The organism is Trabulsiella odontotermitis (assembly GCF_001188485.1).
Taxonomy (GTDB): Bacteria; Pseudomonadota; Gammaproteobacteria; order Enterobacterales; family Enterobacteriaceae; genus Trabulsiella; species Trabulsiella odontotermitis_A.
In genome coordinates, this window is the sequence record NZ_JNGH01000101.1 from 192,915 (window position 1) to 214,109 (window position 21,195).

Sequence of the window (21,195 nt, forward strand, 5' to 3'; positions counted from 1 at the left end):
TAAGTGGGTTAAGAGGATCACCACACTGGATGAGGCAGAGGATCACAGAGCAAACCGGGTCTGTGCTTTTTAAACCGCTTTTAAAAACGTTTAACTACCTCTGTGACGAATCACTCTACCACAATTAAACTGAACGCGTCTGCGTGGCTTACAGGGCGTTAAATCCATCAGTCGAGAAGACGCTTCAGGTAATTCTCTGCCGTGCTCTCCATGCCGGTAACATCATCTTCCGTAAGATGCAGGAACGGGCGGGCAGGCATCTTAATTTTATATGCACCAATTGTATGCCACCGGCTGAAGTTACTACGGCTCTTTTTAACAAACCTGTTTCCCACAATACCGCCAATTTTTTTATAGTCATTAGTGTTGTGTCGATAATAAGCCTGCTGGCTACGGGAGGCTATATTGATTTCTCCTCCCTCCTGGTGAATACGGGCATACTTAACGTTTGTCCCGACCATGGCCATATCATTACTACTGACCTGGGTGATACTTTTTGCCAGCCGCCCCGACTTCTGCAGGATTTTTCCGCCACTACGCTTGCGGGCATATGACGGGCTCCAGCCCATCCACGCCGGGCGGCCTTCACGCGCGAAGTTCTCTTCAACCGCATCACCCATGGCGGCGGCCATCTCCCGCATCAGGGGCTCGCGGTGTTCCAGGCGTTTGATAAGCTCACCCAGTGAGCGTTCAAAGTCGCCGATGTCGTAGGTGATGGTGTAACTCATGGCACCCGTACCTGCAGTTGTTTCGCGCCATCCGTAAGGATCTCTCCCTGACGGACAGTTGCACCACCGTTCATCAGCGACAACCGCCACCCATCATCAGCAGGGATTCCCCTCACAGCGCGAACGCCGGTCTGCCCCGGCAGGAGCCAGACAAGGGAATCACTGTCGAGCCAGACATCACCACGTTGCCGCAACAGGGAGGGCAGCTCTGACCACAGCGGGCCAGGAGCCTGGCGGACATCCTCTTCATGGATACTGAATACCACCGGCTGCTGCACACCGCTCTCTTCCAGACGGGCAAACAGTTCAGGAGGCACCGCACCCACACGCTTCAGATCGCCGCGCGTGTTCTGGCGGACACTGACCGCGTCCACCCAGCGGCGAACATCATCGGTCACCGCTGCCAGAACAGCAGTCTCTGAGAGCACGTCGCTGACGGCCTGTGTGGCGATAGCCGGGGTGGTTGTGGCGGCTTTGTCCAGCAGTCGCTGGCCGAGTGAAGACAGCCAGCCCTTACCGGGGTTATGGCCAAACCCTGCATCCGGTGTGTACAGTTCACCATTAAAGCGCAGTGCCTTAACCTCCCTGGTATCGTGCGGCCCCCATGCCTGCTGTACAGTAACAATCTCATCTGCCCAGGATTTCACCTCAATACCCAGACGTGCAGCATCAGCCTCCGTTCTGGCACGAACGCGGCAACGACAGTGATGGCCATCAGGCGGATACATGAACTGCCAGACCAGGTCATCAAAGCGTGCGGTAAAACCGTTCAGCCTGGCATGGAGTGGCCGGGTGTGGGTATCCATCACGGCCACACGTTCCCAGATGGGGCGGAATTCCGCATTAGCCATCTGCTCAGCATAACGGCCTGCGCCATACGCGGCCTGCATGTTCGTTTCAAAGATGGTACGCAGACGGCGCGGCGTCAGTTGCTTACCTTCAAGCACACCATCCTCATCAGCCACCAGCCTGGCTTTATCGGCAAGCCAGCCTTTGCGCGTCAGAACCGGGGTCAGCTGCCGCCCGAAATCACGCAGGGTGCCGCCGCCGTCAATATGCGTCTGCATGGCCTGGCTGATATCCTCCAGAATGTCCTGTTTGAGCACTCCGGCGACGGTGAACTTTGTGGCGTGGGCGCTGGCGTCCACATCGTGCCAGTTAAAACCGATGGTGTAGCCCTTCGACTCAAAGTATTTAATGGCCTCTTCTGGTTTCAGGCCAATGGCGTAACCCAGATCCACATCAGCTTTCGGCATTGAGGCGTCCCCATACTTCACTGACGAAGATGGCCTGGTGCAGGAGCTGCTGCAGTTGCCCGTCATCCAGCAACGGATAGCTGGCCGCGATAATATCCAGCGCCTCATCCGGTGTCTGGCCCTGCTGCAGGGCCGTCACCAGTGGTGCGATCAGCTTTTCCATTGCCTGGCTGATGGCGACGCCCGGACTGGTGGCGTTATCCAGTGCATCCTGCGCAGGGTCGGTGATGTCAGTACCGGTGCTGAGCGCTGAAAAATAACGGTACACAGGGGCTGCAATCCGGGTGCCAAGTGCCACCGGGTTTGTCGGAGCGGGAGGAACCAGAACCGCTTCGCCCTCTCCGGGAACCGGAATGCCAATTTTCTTGTGTACCCATGAGACGGGGATAGTTCTCATCCCGGCCTGTACCAGCGTGTTCACACCCTCTGCAAATACCTGGATGTTTTCCAGCTCACGGGTATCAAAAACCAGACGGGGCTGACGGCGCGGGCTGACATCATAACCGTTGATTGCCAGCAACATCTGAATGACGCCACGATAAAACCCTTCGAGCTGGCGGGCGTCGGCGACCAGCAGATCGTGCCGCACTTCGTTATGAATATTCCCGAGGGCGTTGGTGGAGGTTTTTCCGTCAGCCTGCGCGGTCAGCGTACCACCCAGAATCACTTTGGACTCGGTACGCTCCGCCCAGTTAATCATCGCCATATACGGGTCAGACTGTCCTTCCGCCGCTTCCTTGAATTCGATTTGCGTACCTTCAGGAATGATCCCGGATGCGTTATGGCCGAGAGAGACCAGCGCCTCCATCAGCTTATCCTGCTCATCCTGCGTCGCCCCGGAAATATACGTCCCGATACGGGCGGGCAGTCCGTAGATTTCCAGGAATTCAGCCAGATCGCGAACGCTGTAATTCTTGAACAGATACGGCCAGACCAGCACACGGTACAGGCCGCTCTGCGCGATATAGCCGGACTTTGCGTTATGGGTATGAACAAGCCAGCCGAACGGCCACAACTCTTCACCGTCCATGCTGCCCGTGTTCAGGCGGATTTCATCGCCTTTATCCGGCGTGGTACAGAACCAGCGATGCGGGCGAAGCTTGATTCTGGTGGGGAGCCAGACGCCGGAGTCGCGCTCCCACCGTTCGATCTCCTGCGCCGAGAAGCCGTGTCCGATGGCTTCTGCCGCGTTAAGGGTGATGTCTTCCATCTCGATGATGTCATCAAACCACGCCCCCACCATCGCCGCGATTTTCTTCTCTTCCGCCGTGGCGTTCCTGGGTGGCTCGATGCTCCAGTCCAGCGTAAGCAGCGCATTTTTGCGCTTGGCCATTTCCGAAAAAATGTGGCCATCGCGTTCGACCATATCTTCAAACAGGTCTGCCTGCGCGGCGAGGTCGCCGCGTTCTGCCGCTTCAAGAATCCGGGGGAGTCGTGCAATGGTCATCCCACGAGACGGGTGCGTAGGCCAGTCCCGGTTGAGCTGCACTATCCGTGCAGACTGGGGTTCCTTGAGAACGTCCTTCTTAAGCGGGCGACCATACTGGTCAACAATCTGGGCCATCTTTACCAACCTCCTGTGGAGCCGAATCTGTCACCGCTGCGGCTGTGGCGCGGTACAGCTTTAAAATCAAAATTACTGGCACCGGAAACCGCCAGCATCCAGAGCATATGCAGTCCATCAGGCCCGTCATCATGATCTGCTTTCGGGAAGTGCCGTAGCTGTTCAATCAGTGTCGTCTGTGACGGGTGCAAACGGATAAGACCGTTGGCGACATGCGGCTGCAGGGATTCAATACGCAGGATTTTGTCGGCGCTGGGTGTTACTGCACGGGCAGGAACCGGGATACCGGCAATGGCCGAGCGCTTCACCAGCTCTGTGCGCAGGAACTCCTGAAACTGGACGGACTCAACAGCCCAGACCAGACAGTTGTATTCACGCTGCAGCTCGATCACATCTGAAATTATCCTGTCCGGGACGCGCTTACGGATACGTGCTTCAACCACATCCAGAATACCGGTGAAACGGTTATAGCCACCGACCAGTAGCGCGGACGGGTCACGACTGTTACCGGCTTTCCCCAGACTGGGGTCGCAGGCACCGTAAAAACGCCACTCAGCCAGACGATTAACCCAGAAGGTAATACAGCCGTTAAACGGTGCATCCTCGCCACTGACGGGGTCATTCTGGTATTCCGCATCAAACGTGCTGTGACCGTCACGGGCACGGATAAGCATCAGGGTATAGAGCGGACGGGCGGCCCATGAAACAACGGAGCCTTCCTCCATTTCAGCCCGGTGTTGCTCATAGAATGCGCGGGCCAGAAACTCTCCGTCTTCATCGTTGTTACGCAGGATTTCTTCCCACCTGTCCCACAGTTCCATATTGTGTGGCCAGCTGATGAGCGCCTTAAACCTCGCCCGTTTCCAGAGCGGATTTTTCAGGGTACGGGAGAGTACGGAATCGTGATGCAGGATGGTTCCGATGTACACCACATCGAATTTCGCACCGGCACCGCCCAGCGGCAGAACGGTTTTTTTCAGCCAGTTATCGAGCTTGTCACGCTGTTCCGGGTTACGAACCTGCTCATCGTTCTCAATATCGTCCAGTACCGCGAGGTCTGGACGGTATGGCCCGTGACGCAGGCCACGCAGTTTTTTACCACTGCCCGCAACCTGCACCTTGATATCGTTGCGTGTCAGAATGGTGCCCGCCTGCCAGACACGACCACCGCCCGCCGCTTCAGGAAAATCCATGAGCAGACGCGGGTTAAACTGGAGCTCAGCTTTGATGGCCTCCAGCATCGGGTAAGCCTGGTCAATCGAGTCCATAATGATGACCGGGTAGTGTTTGAGCGCCTGAACGATGCACCAGATAACAAAGAGCTGGCTGACGATAGTGGATTTTGCTTCACCGCGCGGGGCGGCGATGGCGTCATTCTGCCCGGTGGTGGCACTGATGATTTCCGGCAGCCGTGCATAGAGGTATTTATGCAGTTCGCTTTTGTCGGTATGGCGGACGTAATGCGGGAAATAATGCTGCGTGAAATACTCAAAGCCCGTCACCGGGTCAGCGACCCGAGCACGGCGCTCAGCAACGGCAGCAGGTGCCGGGTCGAAGCCAACGTCCTCCGCTTCAATCGTGCGGCGCAGGCTGGCGGAGAGCTCCGCCAGTTCAGCAAGGAAGTCTTTACGTGAAAGGGATTTACCTCTGTCCACTGAATTAAGCTCCGCTTAAGGCATCGTTAACAGCCTTTTCAAACCTGTCTTTTGCGCTCCATCTTTCGTTACGCATGGAGTACTCAAGATATTCGATGCGACCATCAGTCAGGTGGACGCAGACTTCATCGCGAAACTCCGGCGCTTCGACATAGGCAACCATGCTTGCCATCACGCTCACTCGGGAGTTAACGCGGATCAATTTATCAGCCATAGTGCTTCTCCATTTCCTGTCCGAATGGCTCCAGAATCTCCACGAACGCCGCCAGATGTTGCGGATAACTTTCTGCCACAAACGTACTCAGCCGCTGGATCACATCCAGAGCAACCGCCAGTTGACTGACTTCCGGCAGGATTTTTTTGTTAGCGGCAACCGCTTTGTTGAAGGCGTCCGCCAGACTGGCCAGCAGTTCGACGCGTTTGTCAGCAGGCAGGTCAGCATTGGTGGTGAGCATTTCCAGCGTGGTCTGATACTGCGTCATCAGCCCTGTCAGGATGGCCCGGCCAATGTCTTCAAGACCGCCGCCTGCCATGATGTGTGCAGCCCTGAGTTTGTCCCAGTCGTCCCCCGCATCCTGCGCCTCTTTCTTCCAGCGACGGGCTGTCGCAAATGCAACGCCGGTTTGTGCTGAGGCGATCTCAAGGGACATCTGTCCGAAGATGTACGCCCTGCGCAGTCTTTCCCGTGTTTCCTGCGGATGCGCCATATCAGAGCTCCAGTTTCGCGCGAATGAACATGATCGCGACGGTGATGATGCCACCAGTGAATGCCCCGGCCATGGCTCCGGCCACCGCGCCACGACGTGAAACATCATCGCTGATACCATCAAGGCGTGACTCTATGCGGCTCAACCGGGTATTGATACTGAGCAGTACATCCGGATTTACGGGTGCCTGCAGACGGTCGAGCTGCTCAGCAATACGGCTGAGTGTCTCATGTTCGTCATTGCTGATATGAGTGCGACGGGCGCGGCGCTTCAGTCTCGCTTTCATTTGTCGGCTTTCCTGTCCAGTTTGTTATCAATACGTTCGATAGCCGCCCGCAGTTCCCTCATCGCGTCCATCATGTTGTCGTAATTGCTCCTGGCGTCTTCACGGCGCTGATACTCGTCCCGGATTCGGTCAACTGCTTTTTCCAGGTCAGAGATATCTTTCTGCAGGCGACGAATCCAGATGGTGCCGAAGGTTGCGGCCAGCGCCAGTGCAATCTGAAAAGCCATGTCCAGAGACATCGCGTCACTCCTTGTTGTAGAAATCATTGAGTGCCTGCAGCCGGTCACGCATCAGCAGGCACCATTTGCCGTACTCTCCACTGTGGCTGATTATTCCGGACGGGGAGAGTCCGCCTTCGGTGCCGGTGGCATTTCCGGTATTTCCAGTAGCGCTGCTGGCGGCTTCTGACAGACCGTGACCAGCGGTGATACTTTCGGCTCCGGGATAACCGAGGGATTCACGCCAGAGCTGCAGGCTGGCAGGGCCAATACCGGTATAAGTACCGCCATCGCTTTCAAGTGCATCGTTAAGTCTCCGTTGCAGGTCGTTCACCGTGCGGGTGTGTTGTCGTTCTTTTTCTGCCATCTGGCGGGAAAGCGCATCGGCTTTATCCTGCCAGGCTTTTTGTCTGTCCAGCGCGGCCCGCAGGTCAACGGCATACTGACTGGCAGCGGCCAGACGCTCTTTATCCCAGGCACTTTTCTGAGCGCTGAAATCATCGGTGAGCTTTTGCTTTTCCTGGCTGAAGGTCAGCGCCTGCTCAGTCAGCGCCTTTTCAGAGAGAAACATCCCGACCCAGACACCACCACCCAGCAGAACGGCGATGACCAGTAACGTTTTCCAGTTATCCTTCAGGATTTTCAGAGCTGCGGGCCACATTACTCACCTCCCGATCACGCTTGATTGACATATGTTTGGATGCCTGGCACTGAGCCACCCACGCCCCGAGATAGGTCAGAAACAGCTCTCCGGGAATCTCTTCATGCCTGACGGTTACCCAGACCAGCACGAAGGAACTCACCAGAAAGGCACCGAGAACTATGGTGTCGGAAGTGGAAAGACGTCCGGAGGCAGGATTGCTGATCAGTTCCCGAATGAATTTCATACGCCCAGCGCCGCCTTCGCCTTTTTGTATCGGGCCTCACGGTCAGCCTGACCTTCAGCCGGAGGATTGATACGGCGGGGGGTGCTCANGGGTCAGAGATCAAATCAATTCCAAGCGCCTGACCACAGAGGAGGTAATTGTCATGGAACGTAACCTGAATCAGTCCACGTCCGCGATAGCGCCAGCCGTCGCCAGACTTTTCATCACCGTTCCCACCGCGTCCGGCATAGGCCCGGTTCGCCAGTTTTTCCGGGTTACGCGTATAGGCACGGGCAAAGGCGATTTCAGCAGGATCAATAACGCCATTTTTGTTGTTATCGAAGCCGCTGCGGAAAATACGCGCGACGCGTTCTGCGTCGGTGTAATACAGGCTTTCGCTTAACCGGCTGAAACCAGTGCTTTCATGTCCGGTCTGAGCGATGAATGCGGCAAGTCGCAGGGGCGTCTGGATCTGAAATTCGGCAGCAGCAGCGCTGACCGGTTCATACCAGCGCTGAGCGAGTGTAAAAGAAATACCCGCTGCCTGCTGAAACTGAGAGAGTGATAAAAACATAACACCATCCTGTTAATAAGGGATGGTGTCAGTATTTCATCGGGTTAGTTGTGGTTTAAGGTGAAGGGGTTCAGTGGCTATTGAGTAACATCTATTATTTCTAGTTTATCTGGTGTTGGCACACTCTCTTTTTCCACCATATACTCACCTTTTTCTTTTGCTTCGGCAATCATGGGGAGATATTTATAAACAATCTTCCACACTTCTTCATCTTGTTCAAAATCAAGATTACGACAAGAGAACCTTTCGTTCATTGGATCAGATGAGTCAACTTTGTCTGGGTTAGCAATTAATAAAATCTTTCTCCATGCACAAGATTTTGTTTCATTTTTAGATATAAAGTCGTAACCACCAGTTTTGGCATCACCAGTCTGGTAACCAAAAGCCAGGTTTCTTTGAGCCTGATATCCATCTTTAATAGCTGATTTTATGAAATCTTCCTCACTTTTAATATCTCCCGCCAGAGAGCTAAAGCTAAAAAAGATAAGCCAAACAAAAATAATATTTTTCATAATCCATCCTAAAATAAAGAGTCTTGTGTTGAGATTCCATTGTTTTTCTGTCGCGCCAAAAGCCCCCAGGCAAAACGATCACTGAAACCGTACTTCGGGCACAACTCTGTCATAGCCAGCAAAGACGACACGCCCTGATCCCTTAACGAATCGAACTCATGAAGAAAAGCCTGATTGCGTAGCTGCCTCAGCGCACTGTCACAGCGGGGGAGATAGAGCGACTCACCACCGAAGTTATTCATCAGAATGCGGGTATTCTCTTCACCGATAGCACTCTGCAGCAAACGAACGCGGTGAAAGCCCAGCGCACGAAGCCCTTTCCCAATCGGGAACGTTGCACCACCTAACGCCTTAAGCAGCTCTGCCGTTGCAGGGAAGCCAATCAGTTCAGCAATGCGCAGAACAGGTTCAGGAAGCAGCGATTTAACGCGCTCCAGCTCTTCTGAATAATACTGATTCATGGATTGCCTCCGGAACGAAAAAGGGGGATACCTGCGTATCCCCCTCATTGTATATCATTTTATTCTCAATGGAATTCGTTATTATTAATTAGTGTCGCGTTTGCTTCTTCGTTTGGCATCAATGATAAGCGCCTGCATCAACTTAACCAGTTGTTCATCGGTCAGCCACTCAATAACCTTTTGCTGAAACATATGTGAGGCGATTGATTCTGCATAATTCCATGAACGACCGGCATCAGTTAAAAGGGCTTCAATTTTCGCCAGCGTTGATTTCCGTCCGGCCGGAACGGAAGGTCGTCGTCCATGCTTACGGGTATTAATACGTGGAAACCCCTGCGTATGCATATATTCCCGTAAGTTCTGCAATTCATCCATTGAGCAATGTTTGCTGGACATTTTTCCGGTGATACGTTTAAGTACACTCCGGTAGGTAACATCATCCCATTTAAGCCAGGCCTGACCGGCTTTAATGGCCCCAATAAGCGCGTTTTTATTTTTCACGGTCACACCTCCGTATTATTTAACTGTGACCTGTCACGCTGGTTAAATTCAGTTTGAGGCAACTGATTGTCAACCAGCAGGTACTTTCACCCTTGAATGCTCCCTCGCAATGTTGCGGAGGTTTAGCGCCGCACTTTCCACAGACAGGCAAAGCTGATTCCTGTTCTGCAAGCTTCCCGGCATCGTTAATCAGCAACAGGGCGATGTACTCATTGCGGCTGTACGGCTCACGTCCAGGATTCCGGTTAACCCGGCCACGCTCCAGCGCGGCCAGTTCGCTATCAGTCAGGCTTACCTCGAAACGATTTACGCCTTCCTGTTTCGCCAGTGATGCACGGGAGCGTTGCTTACGCAGTCTGGCACGTTCGCGTGTGGTTAGTATGGTCATGGGGTACTCCAGTTATCTTCGATAGCCACGCCCAGACGGTGCAGCCAGTCGGCTAATTTCAACATCGATTCGCGCTCACTTAGTCCACCTGGAAAATCAGTAAGCTCAACGAGTGGTGTGAACCGGCCAAAAGCGTCTCTCTCAACGGTCACCTTCTGTTCCAGTGTGGTCTCCTTAACTTTGCTGTGATGCCTGACCAGGTAGACAGCACGAGACTTTTTGCCTTCATGGTCAAACTCGTAACTGGTGAGAATCATCTGGCTACTGCCGCGATTTGTTCCTCGCCACATATCACTCGCCCTCGCTTTTCGCGGCTTCAAACCAAGCTTCTTGCCCCACCACATCATCACCGCATGGTGGCTCAGTTTCTGAATATCGTCCTGCCCACCAATATCTACCGTTGCGATGCTCAGCTGTGCCACACATCCAACATATGTAAACTGACCCATCACGTTGATAGTGGTGCCCGTGTTTGTTATTCATGCGCTCAAGTGTTGTTCTGGACATCACGACTCCTTAATGCCAACGCCAGCGGAGCGGACTGATTGCGGTGGGGTGACGCCGTTAATCTGGTCACCCTCCGTAACAAGGCGAATGAGCATAGCCAGCAACTGGACAATCTCGCCCTCTACCTCGTCCCACGTCATGCGGTTTTCTGCGTAATGAACCCCAGCCTGTACGACCTCGCCAGCTTCTTCAGCGACCTTCAGCAGCACATAGTTTGGCTGCGGATATTTACGCATAGCCTTATCTGCTGACTTCCGCGCCATCGCCACCAAAGCCGAAAAATAGTCACTTTGTTCTGCTATGCGCTTCTCTGCGTCTTCCAGCTTGCGTTTCAGCGATTCGTTTTCCTCAGCAAGAGACGTGGCGGCTTCCCAGTTAACCAGCCCTTCATGACGAGCATCCTCGTATGCTGAGCGATAGACCTCTGTCAGGCTGACCCCGTCCAGAACTTCCATCGCCTCCAGCCAGCTCTTACGCAACATCACAAGTAAGTCGAATTGCGAACGAACGGAAACGATGAGCATATAGCGAACCACATTTGCGAGCGGCGTTGTGCTGTCGTCGTGCAGTAGCGCCTCGATGTCATTACCTCCTGTGTTGTTAAAGAGCGGCAGGTACTGCCGCATCCAGTCTGGAATCGCGTAGATTTCTTTCGATGGTAATCGGCTCATTCTTCTTCCTCCATCGTCGCATCAGAAATAATCAGACTCAGCGGCCACAGAACCAGAGTCAGACCATATTTAAATCGTGAACAAATAACACCAGGCAAAACACGTTTGAGAACACTTACCCAGCACCACCCAAGATGCAGATAAAAAATAACCAGCCCGAGTATTAATCCGGTGTTCATTATTTAATTCCCCGCAGTTTTTTAAATTGCTCAATCGCCTTTTTCATTTCGACCTGCTGTTCTTTTGCTCTGATCTGATGATTACCGGCGTCCCAGTATTTAAAACGTAACTTCGGGGGCAGGGTTGTATATTCCACCACCTGACTGTTATCACGGAAGAACCAGACACGACGTGTACCGTTCGCCTGAAACTGGCAACCTGTTACGTTATTCATAGCTCACCTCAACTGGTGTGATGCGTAACTCGCGGTTCAGTAAAATCGCTCGCTTTGTATTTCCCCATGACTGATACATAAACATCAGTCCCAGCTCGCGGGCCCGCCTGAACTCCTGGCATGCCCCATCACTTTCAGTCCAGCCATCCAGCAGGAAAACGGAGTCCGCAGTTTCCAGCATGGCCAGTGTGATTTGCAGATACTGTTCATGCAGCAGGCCATCAGGAAGAATGGCAGGGTTAAGGACAGTGAAGCCACGGTCTTCCAGTACGCTGGCCTCAGCGTTGAACTCGTCCCGATTGAAATTGTGATAACCGGTCATCGGCCCGGCGATAAACACAACAGGTTTACGCGTTTCTTCGCTCATGATTTACCTCCGATACGCGCTACTCCTGATGTGGAGCCTGATACAGCATGATGTAGTTGCGCGTTACGTCCTGCCTTGTATCCGTGATAGGCAGCCTCATCGGTTCCTCTGGCCTTACCGGGAGCGCGTGGTTCCAGCGTTTTCATTCCGTTGCTGAGCTTCCTGCTGCGATACGCTTCAATCAGAGTTGCTTCAGCCTCAGTCACAACGAAATCACTGACTACCGCATAGGCACCATTGACCCATGCAGAGCAGAAAGTATCAGCGCGGGCAACCTTTGTGGCGGGCCTGATGTTCTTACGTAATGTTTTGATGTAATCACGGCGAGCCTTAGCCAGTTGCTTACCCAGAACCTCGAAGGAATATGCAGCAACCTGTGGCCGTTCGTCTGGCCCGTAATAGGTAATGGTGCGTTTCGGTGAATCTCCCCAGAACTCAACACCATGGCTGGTATAAAACTTCACGCCGAATACACGGGCGATCATCACTGCCAGTAGCGCCATATATTCCGGCATCTTTTCAGCATGTGACGGAGCCTTCTGAGTTGATGCTTCATTGATATCCATGAATGCTGCATCGCTTTCACTAAGGTTGTGCGCCGCCATTAGTCTCTGCGCACGATTCAGAGCGAGCGCGGCTTCTTCTGCGCTGGAATTATTACGGGCCATTGCCAGCAATTTTTTAATACGCTGGAGATATTTATCTTTTTCTGAATTATTCACCTAACACCTCCATGTTATTAACATCCACAAATTCATTAAAACGTGTACCGCAGATACAACAGATAACCACGATATTGATTAATTGCGGGTCATGGGCGGCCTGTTGCACTTCCATAGCCATAGAATCTTCAGTCTCACACGAAGGACACATGGATCCTGTTAAGTGTTCCATATTGGTTTCTCCTGAATTTGGCGTAAGCCAGCCCCTGCGGGTTTACGCCATTTTTAAAACGGATTTAAATTGAGTTTATTTTCAGCCAGCCGGTTTCAGTGATTTAATATTTGCGAAATAAGGCTCCTGATTAATTTCAACAACGGTCACGTCCTTAAGGTCGCGGGCGACATCCACCGTTCTGACAACCCGACCACCACGTAAAGCCGGAACCGGCTGATAGATAAAAGCGCTTCCCATTGGGTAACACGCATTGAATTGCTTAGCTTTCATTGACGCCTCCCCAGCCACGGTGATCAGCGTGACGGCAGAACTCCATGCGCGTTATAGCCCAGATACTGTTGACTTCTTTTTTCGCCAGGCTGAACGCGGCCTTCCATGCATCGGCAGCTTTCCCGAAATCGCCTTTCTGCTCAGCGATAACGGCACTGGCCGCATAAGACATGAACGGACTGCAGGGTTTTCTGGCATTGGTACGGTCAAACAGAACGGCCATATCACACCCCCACGCCAGCAATATCCAGAGGGATGGCACGATACTGATCGCTCTCGCCTACGCGCTCATAAACACGGATATAGGAACGGCTACCGACCACCTGCACGGCTTCACCAATAGCCTCCATAGCCTGTACCCAGCGAGTATCAGTAATGTCGAGACGACGAAGGGCCAGCACTGCGCCGGTGTTAACTTCGCCTTCTTTCTCGGTCTGGAAGGCGCGGGTAATAATGGCCCGGATTTCTGGACGTGCATTCTCAGTCCAGTCTGCGAGACACTCATCAATCAGTGATTTCGCCGCCTGCAGGCGTTCGTCAAAGGCAATACGATCCTGCATTGCCCGCTGGACTTTGAAGCGGCCATCGTAGCTGTAAAGAGTGACGTTACCCTTTTTACCGCCGAGGCTCACGCCGTACTGGCTGGCTGATATATCGACAAATGCCCCGATGTCAGAAAAGCCGCTGAGCTTAAACTCAGCCAGCGCCGCGCTCAGTGCTGTGGCCTTTTCAACGATGGAGCGAACCAGATCATCGCGCATCTGGTCGGTATCTTTAATCAGACTGACCGGAGTCAGAACGCCTTTGGCATCAATCCAGTAGCCTTCCGGCGCAGTTTTATCGGTAAATTGTTTGTTAGTGGACATTGGTTTTCCCCTTGTTTTTAATAGCATCAATGATTTTTTGATTTACATGACCAGCGAGGCCATAACCCACAGCGGCAGCAACAAACTGAACGCGTTCGCTGTCCTTTTCCTCCGGTTCAACCCGACACTGGACATCAAGGCCACGTCCCACATCGGTAAGAGTGATAACGACTTTTGCCATAGTTTTTCTCCTTTAATGAATCGACTCAGACCAGACCACACGACAACCTGTTTCGTCAGTCCAGACGCCCTGACGAAAACGTCCGTGACTGCCAATACCTGTATGATCGAACCGGGCCAGTCCCTGTTTTTTCATGCGCTCACACCAGGCATGGCGGGAGATCCGAATAACAGGTTGTGAATTACGTAACGACACACTTTTCACGCTGACGCCCTGCGCTGACAGATACAGAATCAGAGCCTCTGCACGTGCCAGTGCCGAGATAACTTCCATATTGGTAAGGTGCTGCGACTGGCTTACCATGATGATCCCCTCAGTTAATGAGCATTTCTGCAAACTTACGGACAGCGCCTGCGCTGACCGCATGGCCACTGATGGCACTGTGACGACTGACACCGCGCACCAGTTTGAAAAGACGGCGGGCGTTGCCATGGCTCGCCTTGTAAAGTGCCGCGCCAACTTCGGGGTCTGCGGCATCCGGCAGCATACTGACGGCAATATCGTTGATATCGTCCTGCGGCAGGGCATCACCGATGCTGAGAGCCAGACCGACGCGGCTGTAGAGCTGCTTGTACTCCCCGCGTTTCCCCTTCAGGTTGATGATCAAACGCGGCATCCCGGCAAGCACAACCCCGATACCGGACTTGTCATGGATACGGCGAAGTGTTTCCAGTGCGCGATAGGGCAGGTTCTCCGCTTCATCGACCATCAAAAGCCGACCAGAATCACGCAGTGCCGATATACAGGCTTCGCTCAGCTCATGCATGTTGCCGCGCTTACTCAGCCCGAGAAGACCGCAAAGTTCTTCCAGTACCACACGGGCGGTATAGCCTGGGTCAGCCTCAATAAGCAGCGCGTCACGGTGCTGTGCTGCGTATTCGCGCAGAATCATGGATTTTCCCAGACCCGCATCACCGGTGATAACGTTGATATCACCATCAAGGTGCGCCAGCCTGATAACCTCCAGTCCCTTACGTGATGTGATGGTCGGGATGTACTGAGCTGAAATACGCAGTGATTTTTCTTTTTCGTTTTCACGAGAAATAAAGCTGGTAATTAATCCCTCCAGACTGGGAATATCACCGTTATATTTGTTCTGAAGATACTGGTTAATAACCGCCGGGCTTTTACCGATTGCACGGGCGACCTGTGTCTGGTTGTAGCCTTTGCGGGCCATCACTTCTGTCAGTTCTTTTTGCATGCTCATATCACTCTCGCTTACCGGTGGTTACCGGTTTTTTTCAGATATTCTTCGCGGTCAGTTTCAAGGAAGAAATACTGTTCCTCTTCCCGCTCAATGGTGTATTCAGCCGGAATAAAACTACCCAGTTCATCGAAGGATTGTCCCGGCAGGACGGAGCGGCCTTCAGCTTCGATCTCCTGACGTTTGTCTTCAATTCGGTTAAGGCGGCGCTGGCGGCGTTTCTCAACAGCCACATCCATCGCGCTGACAGGAATGGCCGCACGTTTATTGCCGTTCCAGATAGCCGTACAGACGTAGGAGCCGTCCTGGCGACGGACGATGACGGATTGCGGGTCATGGATATCAAAGGCAACACGAACATCCTCACCATCGACTTGAATTAACTCTTCGGAGAAATAGTCGTTGTTGAACAGGCGCAACCAGCCGCGCTGAGCGGTACGAATCATTTCGGGCATGAATGCCTCGCGCAGCTCGACATCCGTCAGATATTCGGTTTCATCGCCTTCAACTTCCAGAACGGCACGGCGGTAGGCTGCAGGTGTCATGTGGCGACCGTTACGCTTTGGCAGCTCACGGTGTTCATGGCTATTGTTATAGGCATCAACTTCTTCGGCGATGGCATCAAGTAACTGTTGCCATGACGGGAGCTTACTCAGCGCTGTTCGCTGGACGGGTGTCAGTTCGCGTCCATTTTCCTGAGCCTTCACCGCAGACTGGATAGCACGGGCTGTGATACGGGCGTGTTCCCGGTCTGCGCTGCCGCCGCTGAATGTCTCAAACTGCATAGCCACCCGACGCGGCACACCTTTGTTCAGGCGTTCGATAATCCCGCGAGACTGCGGGCGACCGGGAATGCTGGTCGGGTGATCAATACCGAGACGGCTGAAAATACCAGTGACGTCTGCATCTAAAGTTTTGTTAGTTTCACCACCACCGTTATCTGAATAAACGAACAACGGTTTACCAAAATGCTTCATCGCGTAGCGGTATGCGTCAGCAACCGCAATAACGCTTTCAGATAACGCCAGGCTCCAGCCAACAATAAAGCGGGTACGGCCATCAATGATGAGCGTGAGCTCCGGGGTGAACGGGCGACCATGATCCGGATGCGCCACTTTCATATCGAGTGACTTACCATCCGCAATCCAGCAACCGTTAACAGGCATCTGTGACCAGTCACGTTTCTGGAAGCATTCATAAGCCAGTGCAGCGGAACCACTGACTCGGCCACGGGCTTTTTCACGGCGCGGCAGCTTATCCATGGCACGACGAACGGCATCATAAGAGGGGCAGATTGCCGCGATAGCAGGCTGGTCGGCATAAGTCATTTGCCACTCAGCCTGAAAATCACGGTACGCTTCCCGAAGGCATGGCCCCTTACGTGAACGCCAGTGCGCGAGAAAAACAGGAAGCCATTTAATCTGCTCTGGTTTCTTCGCTTTCAGATGACCGGGAGCCAGTAAAGACAAGCGCTCAATGCCTGGTCTGGAGGTTTCAAAAATTGACACCCATTCCTGCAGGCTGCGTTCGCCAATGCCTTTACGGGTAGAACCTTTGCGGGCGTTAGCGATGGCCGCTGCTGCCTGCAGGTGTTCCGGCAGTGAATCATCACGCGATGCGCTGGCGATGTACTTCACTGCAGCGGTACGGGACATTCCGGCATCACGGAGTTTTTCAACCTCCATGGCCAGCGCCGCGCGAGCATCGGCGATTTGCTTTTGCTTCTCAGTTAATTCTGAAACTTTGCGTTCCAGAATTGCCGGGCACTGCCGAAGTAGTGCAATGTCATCACGGTTAGCCACTAACTGTCTGGACGCAACGGCACGGGTAGCATTATCGGCACGTTTGTTCATTAAAACGGCCTGGTAGACTTTCTCACGGATAGCTTCTTGTGCCTCACTTGGAAGGCTATGAACCGCGTAGACACATCCACCACCAACGCCTTTCCTTTTTTGAGATGACCAGGATTCTTTTTTAGCACGTTCGCGAATATTTCTTGACGTACCTGGCAATCCCGGCAGCCCCATTCGAGCTAACTCTTCAGCGCTGTAATGTGTTTTTATGCTCATAAGAACTATCCTTGAAGCGAAATTACTTATGTACATGTACAAAAGAGCCGCTAAAATCACTTTGGTAGCGACTTGGCCAGATCTCTTCAGGCATTACACCTATTGCTGCAGCGATGATTGTTTGCCCTTTAGGCCATTTTCTATCCAGTGCGTTGTTCAGCGCTGTCGGGGTTTTGTATCCGTGATGCTTTGATAAGCCACGGAGAGACCACCCCTTCTTGTGTAATGCCGCAACAATGTCAGCACGATGCCAGTCCCTAATTTCTTGTGGATTTTTTTTGCTCATCGTTTTTGCTCATTTAGTGAAATCATGAACAAAGAGTATGCGCAAACAAGACGAAAATCAACTTGGATGAGTTTATTTTTTATCTCATCCAGGTTAATCATCCATCTTAAACGAGGTTTATTTTCAAAAAATAATTATGAAACAAGAAGATATCAATATGACGGATGACTCAAACAAGGAGAACGCCATACATCCAAGTAAAACAGATGAACTCGGACGCGATGATTTCCACTCTCGTTTGCGTGAGGTATTGTCCAAATTTAAGAGTACAAACGCATTTGCTACAGCTTCAGGTGTTTCACCATCTGGACTTAACCGATTGCTTGATGGTGGCTACCCAACATTACCAATATTGATTTCTTTGGCTAAAGCCGGTGGGGTCAGCGTTGAATGGTTAGCGACTGGAAATGTTTCAAGTGAGGCAGAGAAGAGGAAGGATATTGTAGTGGCCAGTGGCTCTACAGTTGTTGATGTTCAGGGGAACGAAGTTGATTTAAACGAGTTTGTTTTTGTTCCTCGATACAATGTTAACGCGTCCGCTGGTTATGGTGCCTGGAATGACGATGAAACACCGATGTTTACAGTGAGTTTTAGACGTTACTGGGTGACTAACCACCTGAAAGCAGATCCATCAAACCTCTCTGTTATCAGCGTGTACGGTGATTCGATGGAGGGGGTTCTTAATGATAAAGACATCATCTTGGTCAACCATAGTGATAGAGATCCACGCGAAGGGATCTACGTCCTAAGAGTGGATGGTCAGTTACTTGTTAAGCGGGTACAGAGATTACCTGGTGCTCAACTGCGTGTAACTAGCACAAATCCTGCCTATGAGCCATTCACAATCAATCTGAACAACGTACCAAGTGATTTTGATATTGTAGGTAAGGTCGTATGGTATGGCAGGGTGGTTTAAAAACTGTTTAAACCACTCTTAACTTTAATCATGACAGTGCAAAAATAAACGCGTTTTTTATCGTATTTGCTCGAAACTCGGCGGGGTGTGCAGAATAGACTCACATCCGTCAAAGCCCCACGTCACGGCCATTCTGGCTCTTTCATTTAGATCCTTTCGCTATGCAGAAATGAACACCTCCCCACAGATCCTATGAAACAACGCATCCACCAGGTCAGGCAGTATCGCCGGGCGTTGCCGGGCGTAGAGGCGGTCTCGCTGCTGACGGCGCATTCTTTCCCGCGCCACTCGCACGATCAGTTCGGCATCGGCGTGTTTGTCGAAGGGGCGCAGCGTTCTCAGAGTTGTATTGGTAACGTCGAGGCGTCTGCAGGAAATATCATTATGGTGAATCCTGGTGAGATCCATGACGGCGTACCGTTAACGGGCATACGCGGCTGGCATATGTTGTATATCGAGCCGGATGTGATGACGGGTGAACTGAACGGGCAGCTCGATGTGAAACCGGTGGCGAACGATTCGGTGCTTAGCGCGTCAATGCAACAGCTCTTCCTGATGCTTAACGCTCCGACCCCAGACCGAACGGCTATTGAGGAAGCGGTAATGCAGTGCCTGATGCGGGTAACAAAACAGCATCTGTTGTCGGTTACGCCACGCAACGCCTGTTCGCCATCCATTGCGCTCGCCAAAGAATACCTTGATGATTCGCCTGCTGAACCCGTCACGCTTGCCGCTCTTGCCGGGTTATGCGGTATCAGTCGTTTTCAACTGATACGTGGCTTTTCGCGTGACGTGGGCACTACGCCACATGCCTGGCTGATCCAGTCTCGCGTGCGGCTGGCAAAACGGTTGTTACAGCAGGGAGCGCGGCCCATTGATGCCGCGCTGCAGGCGGGTTTTGCCGACCAGAGCCACCTGACCCGCGCCTTCCGGCGGCAGTTTGGCATGACGCCCGGTCAGTATGTGCTTTCGCTGAGGTAATTCCGCCGCTGCAATTTTGTTCAAGACAGCACCGCTGCCTGACAGGAATAGTCTGCGTTATTTCTTACAGTAATGAGACATAACGCCATGCAGATCAGCACCGAATTCCTGATAACTTCATTTATCGTTGTGGTTTCCCCCGGCACCGGCACGCTTTATACCGTCGCCACTGGCTTATCGCAGGGTAGAAGACACAGTATTTACGCGGCAACAGGCTGCACGCTCGGTATTATTCCCCACATGATTGCCGCCATTACCGGTCTGGCAGCGATTTTTCATACCAGCCGTCTGGCCTTTGAAGGCATTAGGATCCTCGGTGTGATCTGGCTGCTGTATATGGCATGGAGTACGCTCAAAGAGAAAGGAGCAATGCAACTCAACCCGCAGGGGAAGGGCAAAACCCCCCTCGAAATTATCATTCGTGCAATTCTCATCAATTTGCTGAACCCCAAACTGCCGCTTTTTTTCCTCGCTTTTCTGCCGCAGTTTATGCGTACCGACGCGGCGTCCCCGGTAAAGGATCTACTGATACTCAGTGGTATTTTTATGTTGATGACATGGGGAGTGTTCGCGCTGTATGGCGTGTTTTCTGCCTTTGTGCGCGGGCAGGTGTTATCGAAACCGGGCATACTTAAAGCGCTGCGCATTGGTTTCGCGACGGGATTTGTCGGGCTGGGGATCAAACTGTTGCTTACCCAGCAAAAGTAGAGAGGCTACCTGCCGGTAGCCTCTGCGCTGTTAGCGAACAACCAGAACCGGGATATGGGCGTGACGAATAACGCTGGAGGCGTTCGAGCCAAGCAGATGGGTCGTGATGGAGGGATTGCGAGAGCCGATAACCACCACGTCGGCATCCAGATCTTCGGCAAGCTCATTCACCACGTCGCGAACGGTACCGATACGAACATGCATTTTGATACGGGAAGGGTCGATACTGAAATGGCTGATCATGGTCTGCAGACGGGTTTCCGCTTCATGCTGCATATGCTCCTCGAAGCGGCGCAAATCGGCGGCAAAGCGGCTCATCGTAAAGCTGGCGGAACCCGGCAGTACGTGAAGCAAATGAATCACGCCATCCTGTTGCGCCATAAATTCTGCATGGCGGATAGCCTTGTCACTTAGCTCCATTTCAAAGACATCAACCGGCATAATGATTGTTTTGTACATATGCGTAGCTCCTTGTCCTTATGAGATAGCTTTAGTTAAACACATTTTGCAACATTTTTGTGTCATTCAGGTCGCAAATTTGTCAGGAAGCGGGGAGCGGTAGCGAAAAGTTTTATCAGCTGGCGAAACGGAAAGAGGATGTATCAACATCCTCCGTAAAAAGCAGCAGAATTAACGGTGGAAATCTCCGGCGGCTTCTGGCTGGTACAACAGCTCCAGCACTTCAAGGTGGGTTGAGGTGCCGCCCGGCAGTTCCCAGTGAATGGTACTGCCCACTTTGAGCCCCAGCAGTGCAGCCCCGACCGGTGCTATAACGGAAAGCTGAGCATTGCTGTCGGTCACTTGCGACGGGAACACCAGGGTTCTTACACGTTCTTCACCCGTGGTTAAATCGCGAAAGCGTACCTGGCTGTTCATGCTGACGACATCATGGGGCATCTCTTCAGGTGCACACATTTGCGCCCGGTCCAGTTCGGCGTTCAGGGCTTCAGCCACCGGTAAGTTGGCGAAGGCCGGTTGTTCAAGCAGGCGGTCGATGCGTTCGGCATCGAGCTCATTAATAATGATGGCGGGTCTGGTCATTATTTACTCCATGTCTTTCCAGGTACCTGTATCCAAAAGAAAACCCTCACCGTCAGCGGCGAGGGTTGTCCTCTCGCCATCATACTGAGAGTTGGCGCCAGTTTGAAGTGATAAAGAGCAC

Annotated in this window: 34 protein-coding genes; 3 read left to right on the top strand and 31 right to left on the bottom strand. The window is 52.6% G+C overall.

Features of this window, described 5'->3' with window-relative positions:
- Nucleotides 1–167: 167 nt before the first annotated feature.
- The 29 genes from GM30_RS15900 to GM30_RS24710 all read right to left on the bottom strand — a co-directional run bounded on the left by GM30_RS15900 (nucleotide 168) and on the right by GM30_RS24710 (nucleotide 17,428).
- Nucleotides 168–728, bottom strand: a complete 561-nt coding sequence (locus GM30_RS15900; protein ID WP_049849405.1) for a phage virion morphogenesis protein — start codon at nucleotides 726–728, stop codon at nucleotides 168–170.
- A complete protein-coding gene (locus tag GM30_RS15905; protein WP_049849406.1) occupies nucleotides 725–1,984 on the bottom strand; it encodes a phage head morphogenesis protein in 1,260 nt (419 codons plus the stop codon). Before GM30_RS15905 ends, GM30_RS15900 begins: the two co-directional genes overlap by 4 nt.
- Complete coding sequence (locus GM30_RS15910) at nucleotides 1,971–3,548, bottom strand: DUF935 domain-containing protein (protein WP_049849407.1); 1,578 nt, start codon at nucleotides 3,546–3,548, stop codon at nucleotides 1,971–1,973. The genes GM30_RS15905 and GM30_RS15910 overlap by 14 nt, the downstream gene beginning before the upstream one ends.
- Nucleotides 3,549–3,550: 2 nt before the next feature.
- Nucleotides 3,551–5,203 carry a phage terminase large subunit gene (gene terL, locus GM30_RS15915; protein ID WP_049849408.1) on the bottom strand — a complete coding sequence of 551 codons (1,653 nt, stop codon included), beginning with the start codon at nucleotides 5,201–5,203 and terminating at the stop codon, nucleotides 3,551–3,553.
- A 4-nt stretch (nucleotides 5,204–5,207) separates the two neighbouring features.
- Nucleotides 5,208–5,417 carry a hypothetical protein gene (locus tag GM30_RS15920; protein ID WP_049849409.1) on the bottom strand — a complete coding sequence of 70 codons (210 nt, stop codon included), beginning with the start codon at nucleotides 5,415–5,417 and terminating at the stop codon, nucleotides 5,208–5,210.
- On the bottom strand, nucleotides 5,410–5,910 hold the full coding sequence (locus GM30_RS15925; protein WP_049849410.1) for a DUF1804 family protein: 501 nt from the start codon (nucleotides 5,908–5,910) through the stop codon (nucleotides 5,410–5,412). The genes GM30_RS15920 and GM30_RS15925 overlap by 8 nt, the downstream gene beginning before the upstream one ends.
- A gap of 1 nt (nucleotide 5,911) precedes the next feature.
- Nucleotides 5,912–6,196 carry a hypothetical protein gene (locus GM30_RS15930; protein ID WP_049849411.1) on the bottom strand — a complete coding sequence of 95 codons (285 nt, stop codon included), beginning with the start codon at nucleotides 6,194–6,196 and terminating at the stop codon, nucleotides 5,912–5,914.
- On the bottom strand, nucleotides 6,193–6,435 hold the full coding sequence (locus GM30_RS15935) for a hypothetical protein (RefSeq protein WP_049849412.1): 243 nt from the start codon (nucleotides 6,433–6,435) through the stop codon (nucleotides 6,193–6,195). The genes GM30_RS15930 and GM30_RS15935 overlap by 4 nt, the downstream gene beginning before the upstream one ends.
- Before the next feature lie 4 nt (nucleotides 6,436–6,439).
- The gene (locus GM30_RS15940; RefSeq protein WP_049849413.1) at nucleotides 6,440–7,075 is read right to left on the bottom strand and encodes a hypothetical protein; all 636 of its coding nucleotides are present in this window, start codon (nucleotides 7,073–7,075) and stop codon (nucleotides 6,440–6,442) included.
- Nucleotides 7,041–7,301 carry a hypothetical protein gene (locus GM30_RS15945; protein WP_049849414.1) on the bottom strand — a complete coding sequence of 87 codons (261 nt, stop codon included), beginning with the start codon at nucleotides 7,299–7,301 and terminating at the stop codon, nucleotides 7,041–7,043. The genes GM30_RS15940 and GM30_RS15945 overlap by 35 nt, the downstream gene beginning before the upstream one ends.
- 85 nt (nucleotides 7,302–7,386) lie before the next feature.
- Nucleotides 7,387–7,854: a glycoside hydrolase family 19 protein gene (locus GM30_RS15950; RefSeq protein ID WP_238582660.1), complete on the bottom strand. Its 468-nt coding sequence runs from the start codon at nucleotides 7,852–7,854 to the stop codon at nucleotides 7,387–7,389.
- A 77-nt stretch (nucleotides 7,855–7,931) separates the two neighbouring features.
- Entirely contained in the window at nucleotides 7,932–8,366 is a 435-nt protein-coding gene (locus tag GM30_RS15955; protein WP_049849415.1) for a hypothetical protein, read from the bottom strand.
- An 8-nt stretch (nucleotides 8,367–8,374) separates the two neighbouring features.
- Nucleotides 8,375–8,827 carry a Mor transcription activator family protein gene (locus GM30_RS15960; RefSeq protein WP_049849416.1) on the bottom strand — a complete coding sequence of 151 codons (453 nt, stop codon included), beginning with the start codon at nucleotides 8,825–8,827 and terminating at the stop codon, nucleotides 8,375–8,377.
- Between the two features lie 84 nt (nucleotides 8,828–8,911).
- Nucleotides 8,912–9,328, bottom strand: coding sequence for a gp16 family protein (locus GM30_RS15965; RefSeq protein WP_420802271.1), 417 nt, complete (start codon nucleotides 9,326–9,328; stop codon nucleotides 8,912–8,914).
- Between the two features lie 19 nt (nucleotides 9,329–9,347).
- The gene (locus GM30_RS15970) at nucleotides 9,348–9,716 is read right to left on the bottom strand and encodes a hypothetical protein (RefSeq protein ID WP_072094142.1); all 369 of its coding nucleotides are present in this window, start codon (nucleotides 9,714–9,716) and stop codon (nucleotides 9,348–9,350) included.
- The gene (locus GM30_RS15975) at nucleotides 9,713–10,006 is read right to left on the bottom strand and encodes a hypothetical protein (RefSeq protein WP_049849456.1); all 294 of its coding nucleotides are present in this window, start codon (nucleotides 10,004–10,006) and stop codon (nucleotides 9,713–9,715) included. The genes GM30_RS15970 and GM30_RS15975 overlap by 4 nt, the downstream gene beginning before the upstream one ends.
- A gap of 216 nt (nucleotides 10,007–10,222) precedes the next feature.
- A complete protein-coding gene (locus GM30_RS27370; RefSeq protein WP_238582661.1) occupies nucleotides 10,223–10,894 on the bottom strand; it encodes a nucleoside triphosphate pyrophosphohydrolase family protein in 672 nt (223 codons plus the stop codon).
- 178 nt (nucleotides 10,895–11,072) lie between these two features.
- Complete coding sequence (locus GM30_RS15990; protein ID WP_049849419.1) at nucleotides 11,073–11,288, bottom strand: hypothetical protein; 216 nt, start codon at nucleotides 11,286–11,288, stop codon at nucleotides 11,073–11,075.
- Nucleotides 11,281–11,655: a DUF4406 domain-containing protein gene (locus tag GM30_RS15995; RefSeq protein ID WP_049849420.1), complete on the bottom strand. Its 375-nt coding sequence runs from the start codon at nucleotides 11,653–11,655 to the stop codon at nucleotides 11,281–11,283. Before GM30_RS15995 ends, GM30_RS15990 begins: the two co-directional genes overlap by 8 nt.
- The gene (locus GM30_RS16000) at nucleotides 11,652–12,377 is read right to left on the bottom strand and encodes a DUF2786 domain-containing protein (protein ID WP_238582662.1); all 726 of its coding nucleotides are present in this window, start codon (nucleotides 12,375–12,377) and stop codon (nucleotides 11,652–11,654) included. Before GM30_RS16000 ends, GM30_RS15995 begins: the two co-directional genes overlap by 4 nt.
- Nucleotides 12,370–12,498, bottom strand: a complete 129-nt coding sequence (locus tag GM30_RS27610; RefSeq protein WP_274519065.1) for a hypothetical protein — start codon at nucleotides 12,496–12,498, stop codon at nucleotides 12,370–12,372. Before GM30_RS27610 ends, GM30_RS16000 begins: the two co-directional genes overlap by 8 nt.
- A 132-nt stretch (nucleotides 12,499–12,630) precedes the next feature.
- On the bottom strand, nucleotides 12,631–12,822 hold the full coding sequence (locus GM30_RS16005) for a hypothetical protein (protein ID WP_049849421.1): 192 nt from the start codon (nucleotides 12,820–12,822) through the stop codon (nucleotides 12,631–12,633).
- The gene (locus GM30_RS16010; protein ID WP_049849422.1) at nucleotides 12,812–13,045 is read right to left on the bottom strand and encodes an ANR family transcriptional regulator; all 234 of its coding nucleotides are present in this window, start codon (nucleotides 13,043–13,045) and stop codon (nucleotides 12,812–12,814) included. The genes GM30_RS16005 and GM30_RS16010 overlap by 11 nt, the downstream gene beginning before the upstream one ends.
- A 1-nt stretch (nucleotide 13,046) precedes the next feature.
- Nucleotides 13,047–13,688, bottom strand: coding sequence for a DUF3164 family protein (locus GM30_RS16015; protein WP_049849423.1), 642 nt, complete (start codon nucleotides 13,686–13,688; stop codon nucleotides 13,047–13,049).
- On the bottom strand, nucleotides 13,678–13,869 hold the full coding sequence (locus GM30_RS16020; RefSeq protein ID WP_049849424.1) for a hypothetical protein: 192 nt from the start codon (nucleotides 13,867–13,869) through the stop codon (nucleotides 13,678–13,680). Before GM30_RS16020 ends, GM30_RS16015 begins: the two co-directional genes overlap by 11 nt.
- A 12-nt stretch (nucleotides 13,870–13,881) precedes the next feature.
- Nucleotides 13,882–14,172, bottom strand: a complete 291-nt coding sequence (locus tag GM30_RS16025; protein ID WP_049849425.1) for a hypothetical protein — start codon at nucleotides 14,170–14,172, stop codon at nucleotides 13,882–13,884.
- Nucleotides 14,173–14,182: 10 nt separating this feature from the next.
- Nucleotides 14,183–15,076 carry an AAA family ATPase gene (locus GM30_RS16030; protein ID WP_049849426.1) on the bottom strand — a complete coding sequence of 298 codons (894 nt, stop codon included), beginning with the start codon at nucleotides 15,074–15,076 and terminating at the stop codon, nucleotides 14,183–14,185.
- A gap of 11 nt (nucleotides 15,077–15,087) precedes the next feature.
- The gene (locus GM30_RS16035) at nucleotides 15,088–17,142 is read right to left on the bottom strand and encodes a Mu transposase C-terminal domain-containing protein (RefSeq protein WP_049849427.1); all 2,055 of its coding nucleotides are present in this window, start codon (nucleotides 17,140–17,142) and stop codon (nucleotides 15,088–15,090) included.
- Nucleotides 17,143–17,164: 22 nt separating this feature from the next.
- The gene (locus tag GM30_RS24710; protein ID WP_072094144.1) at nucleotides 17,165–17,428 is read right to left on the bottom strand and encodes a helix-turn-helix domain-containing protein; all 264 of its coding nucleotides are present in this window, start codon (nucleotides 17,426–17,428) and stop codon (nucleotides 17,165–17,167) included.
- Nucleotides 17,429–17,564: 136 nt separating this feature from the next.
- Between GM30_RS24710 and GM30_RS16040 the strand changes: the two genes are divergently transcribed.
- The 3 genes from GM30_RS16040 to GM30_RS16050 all read left to right on the top strand — a co-directional run bounded on the left by GM30_RS16040 (nucleotide 17,565) and on the right by GM30_RS16050 (nucleotide 20,033).
- A complete protein-coding gene (locus GM30_RS16040) occupies nucleotides 17,565–18,344 on the top strand; it encodes a LexA family transcriptional regulator (protein WP_238582663.1) in 780 nt (259 codons plus the stop codon).
- A 192-nt stretch (nucleotides 18,345–18,536) separates the two neighbouring features.
- Complete coding sequence (locus GM30_RS16045) at nucleotides 18,537–19,325, top strand: helix-turn-helix transcriptional regulator (protein ID WP_049849429.1); 789 nt, start codon at nucleotides 18,537–18,539, stop codon at nucleotides 19,323–19,325.
- An 87-nt stretch (nucleotides 19,326–19,412) separates the two neighbouring features.
- Nucleotides 19,413–20,033, top strand: coding sequence for a LysE family translocator (locus GM30_RS16050; protein WP_155483996.1), 621 nt, complete (start codon nucleotides 19,413–19,415; stop codon nucleotides 20,031–20,033).
- A 30-nt stretch (nucleotides 20,034–20,063) separates the two neighbouring features.
- Here the strand turns inward: GM30_RS16050 and uspG are convergent, their stop codons facing one another.
- Together uspG and rnk are read right to left on the bottom strand one after the other, a co-directional pair.
- Nucleotides 20,064–20,492 carry a universal stress protein UspG gene (gene uspG / locus GM30_RS16055; protein WP_049849430.1) on the bottom strand — a complete coding sequence of 143 codons (429 nt, stop codon included), beginning with the start codon at nucleotides 20,490–20,492 and terminating at the stop codon, nucleotides 20,064–20,066.
- Between the two features lie 171 nt (nucleotides 20,493–20,663).
- Nucleotides 20,664–21,074, bottom strand: a complete 411-nt coding sequence (rnk, locus tag GM30_RS16060; RefSeq protein WP_049849431.1) for a nucleoside diphosphate kinase regulator — start codon at nucleotides 21,072–21,074, stop codon at nucleotides 20,664–20,666.
- Nucleotides 21,075–21,195 lie beyond the last annotated feature (121 nt).

Bases quoted from the DNA above. Each gene is read 5' to 3' on its own strand.
- GM30_RS15905 (WP_049849406.1), bottom strand. From the start codon at position 1,984: ATGCCGAAAGCTGATGTGGATCTGGGTTACGCCATTGGCCTGAAACCA.
- GM30_RS24710 (WP_072094144.1), bottom strand. From the start codon at position 17,428: ATGAGCAAAAAAAATCCACAAGAAATTAGGGACTGGCATCGTGCTGAC.
- GM30_RS15975 (WP_049849456.1), bottom strand. From the start codon at position 10,006: ATGTGGCGAGGAACAAATCGCGGCAGTAGCCAGATGATTCTCACCAGT.
- GM30_RS15920 (WP_049849409.1), bottom strand. From the start codon at position 5,417: ATGGCTGATAAATTGATCCGCGTTAACTCCCGAGTGAGCGTGATGGCA.
- GM30_RS15935 (WP_049849412.1), bottom strand. From the start codon at position 6,435: ATGTCTCTGGACATGGCTTTTCAGATTGCACTGGCGCTGGCCGCAACC.
- GM30_RS15995 (WP_049849420.1), bottom strand. From the start codon at position 11,655: ATGAGCGAAGAAACGCGTAAACCTGTTGTGTTTATCGCCGGGCCGATG.
- GM30_RS15990 (WP_049849419.1), bottom strand. From the start codon at position 11,288: ATGAATAACGTAACAGGTTGCCAGTTTCAGGCGAACGGTACACGTCGT.
- GM30_RS16005 (WP_049849421.1), bottom strand. From the start codon at position 12,822: ATGAAAGCTAAGCAATTCAATGCGTGTTACCCAATGGGAAGCGCTTTT.
- GM30_RS15900 (WP_049849405.1), bottom strand. From the start codon at position 728: ATGAGTTACACCATCACCTACGACATCGGCGACTTTGAACGCTCACTG.
- GM30_RS16050 (WP_155483996.1), top strand. From the start codon at position 19,413: ATGCAGATCAGCACCGAATTCCTGATAACTTCATTTATCGTTGTGGTT.
- GM30_RS16025 (WP_049849425.1), bottom strand. From the start codon at position 14,172: ATGGTAAGCCAGTCGCAGCACCTTACCAATATGGAAGTTATCTCGGCA.
- rnk (WP_049849431.1), bottom strand. From the start codon at position 21,074: ATGACCAGACCCGCCATCATTATTAATGAGCTCGATGCCGAACGCATC.
- GM30_RS16040 (WP_238582663.1), top strand. From the start codon at position 17,565: ATGAAACAAGAAGATATCAATATGACGGATGACTCAAACAAGGAGAAC.
- GM30_RS15940 (WP_049849413.1), bottom strand. From the start codon at position 7,075: ATGTGGCCCGCAGCTCTGAAAATCCTGAAGGATAACTGGAAAACGTTA.
- GM30_RS15945 (WP_049849414.1), bottom strand. From the start codon at position 7,301: ATGAAATTCATTCGGGAACTGATCAGCAATCCTGCCTCCGGACGTCTT.
- GM30_RS15925 (WP_049849410.1), bottom strand. From the start codon at position 5,910: ATGGCGCATCCGCAGGAAACACGGGAAAGACTGCGCAGGGCGTACATC.
- GM30_RS27610 (WP_274519065.1), bottom strand. From the start codon at position 12,498: ATGGCTATGGAAGTGCAACAGGCCGCCCATGACCCGCAATTAATCAAT.
- GM30_RS15910 (WP_049849407.1), bottom strand. From the start codon at position 3,548: ATGGCCCAGATTGTTGACCAGTATGGTCGCCCGCTTAAGAAGGACGTT.
- GM30_RS16020 (WP_049849424.1), bottom strand. From the start codon at position 13,869: ATGGCAAAAGTCGTTATCACTCTTACCGATGTGGGACGTGGCCTTGAT.
- GM30_RS15970 (WP_072094142.1), bottom strand. From the start codon at position 9,716: ATGACCATACTAACCACACGCGAACGTGCCAGACTGCGTAAGCAACGC.
- GM30_RS15955 (WP_049849415.1), bottom strand. From the start codon at position 8,366: ATGAAAAATATTATTTTTGTTTGGCTTATCTTTTTTAGCTTTAGCTCT.
- GM30_RS27370 (WP_238582661.1), bottom strand. From the start codon at position 10,894: ATGAGCCGATTACCATCGAAAGAAATCTACGCGATTCCAGACTGGATG.
- GM30_RS15930 (WP_049849411.1), bottom strand. From the start codon at position 6,196: ATGAAAGCGAGACTGAAGCGCCGCGCCCGTCGCACTCATATCAGCAAT.
- uspG (WP_049849430.1), bottom strand. From the start codon at position 20,492: ATGTACAAAACAATCATTATGCCGGTTGATGTCTTTGAAATGGAGCTA.
- GM30_RS16045 (WP_049849429.1), top strand. From the start codon at position 18,537: ATGAAACAACGCATCCACCAGGTCAGGCAGTATCGCCGGGCGTTGCCG.
- GM30_RS16035 (WP_049849427.1), bottom strand. From the start codon at position 17,142: ATGAGCATAAAAACACATTACAGCGCTGAAGAGTTAGCTCGAATGGGG.
- GM30_RS15960 (WP_049849416.1), bottom strand. From the start codon at position 8,827: ATGAATCAGTATTATTCAGAAGAGCTGGAGCGCGTTAAATCGCTGCTT.
- GM30_RS16015 (WP_049849423.1), bottom strand. From the start codon at position 13,688: ATGTCCACTAACAAACAATTTACCGATAAAACTGCGCCGGAAGGCTAC.
- GM30_RS16010 (WP_049849422.1), bottom strand. From the start codon at position 13,045: ATGGCCGTTCTGTTTGACCGTACCAATGCCAGAAAACCCTGCAGTCCG.
- GM30_RS16030 (WP_049849426.1), bottom strand. From the start codon at position 15,076: ATGAGCATGCAAAAAGAACTGACAGAAGTGATGGCCCGCAAAGGCTAC.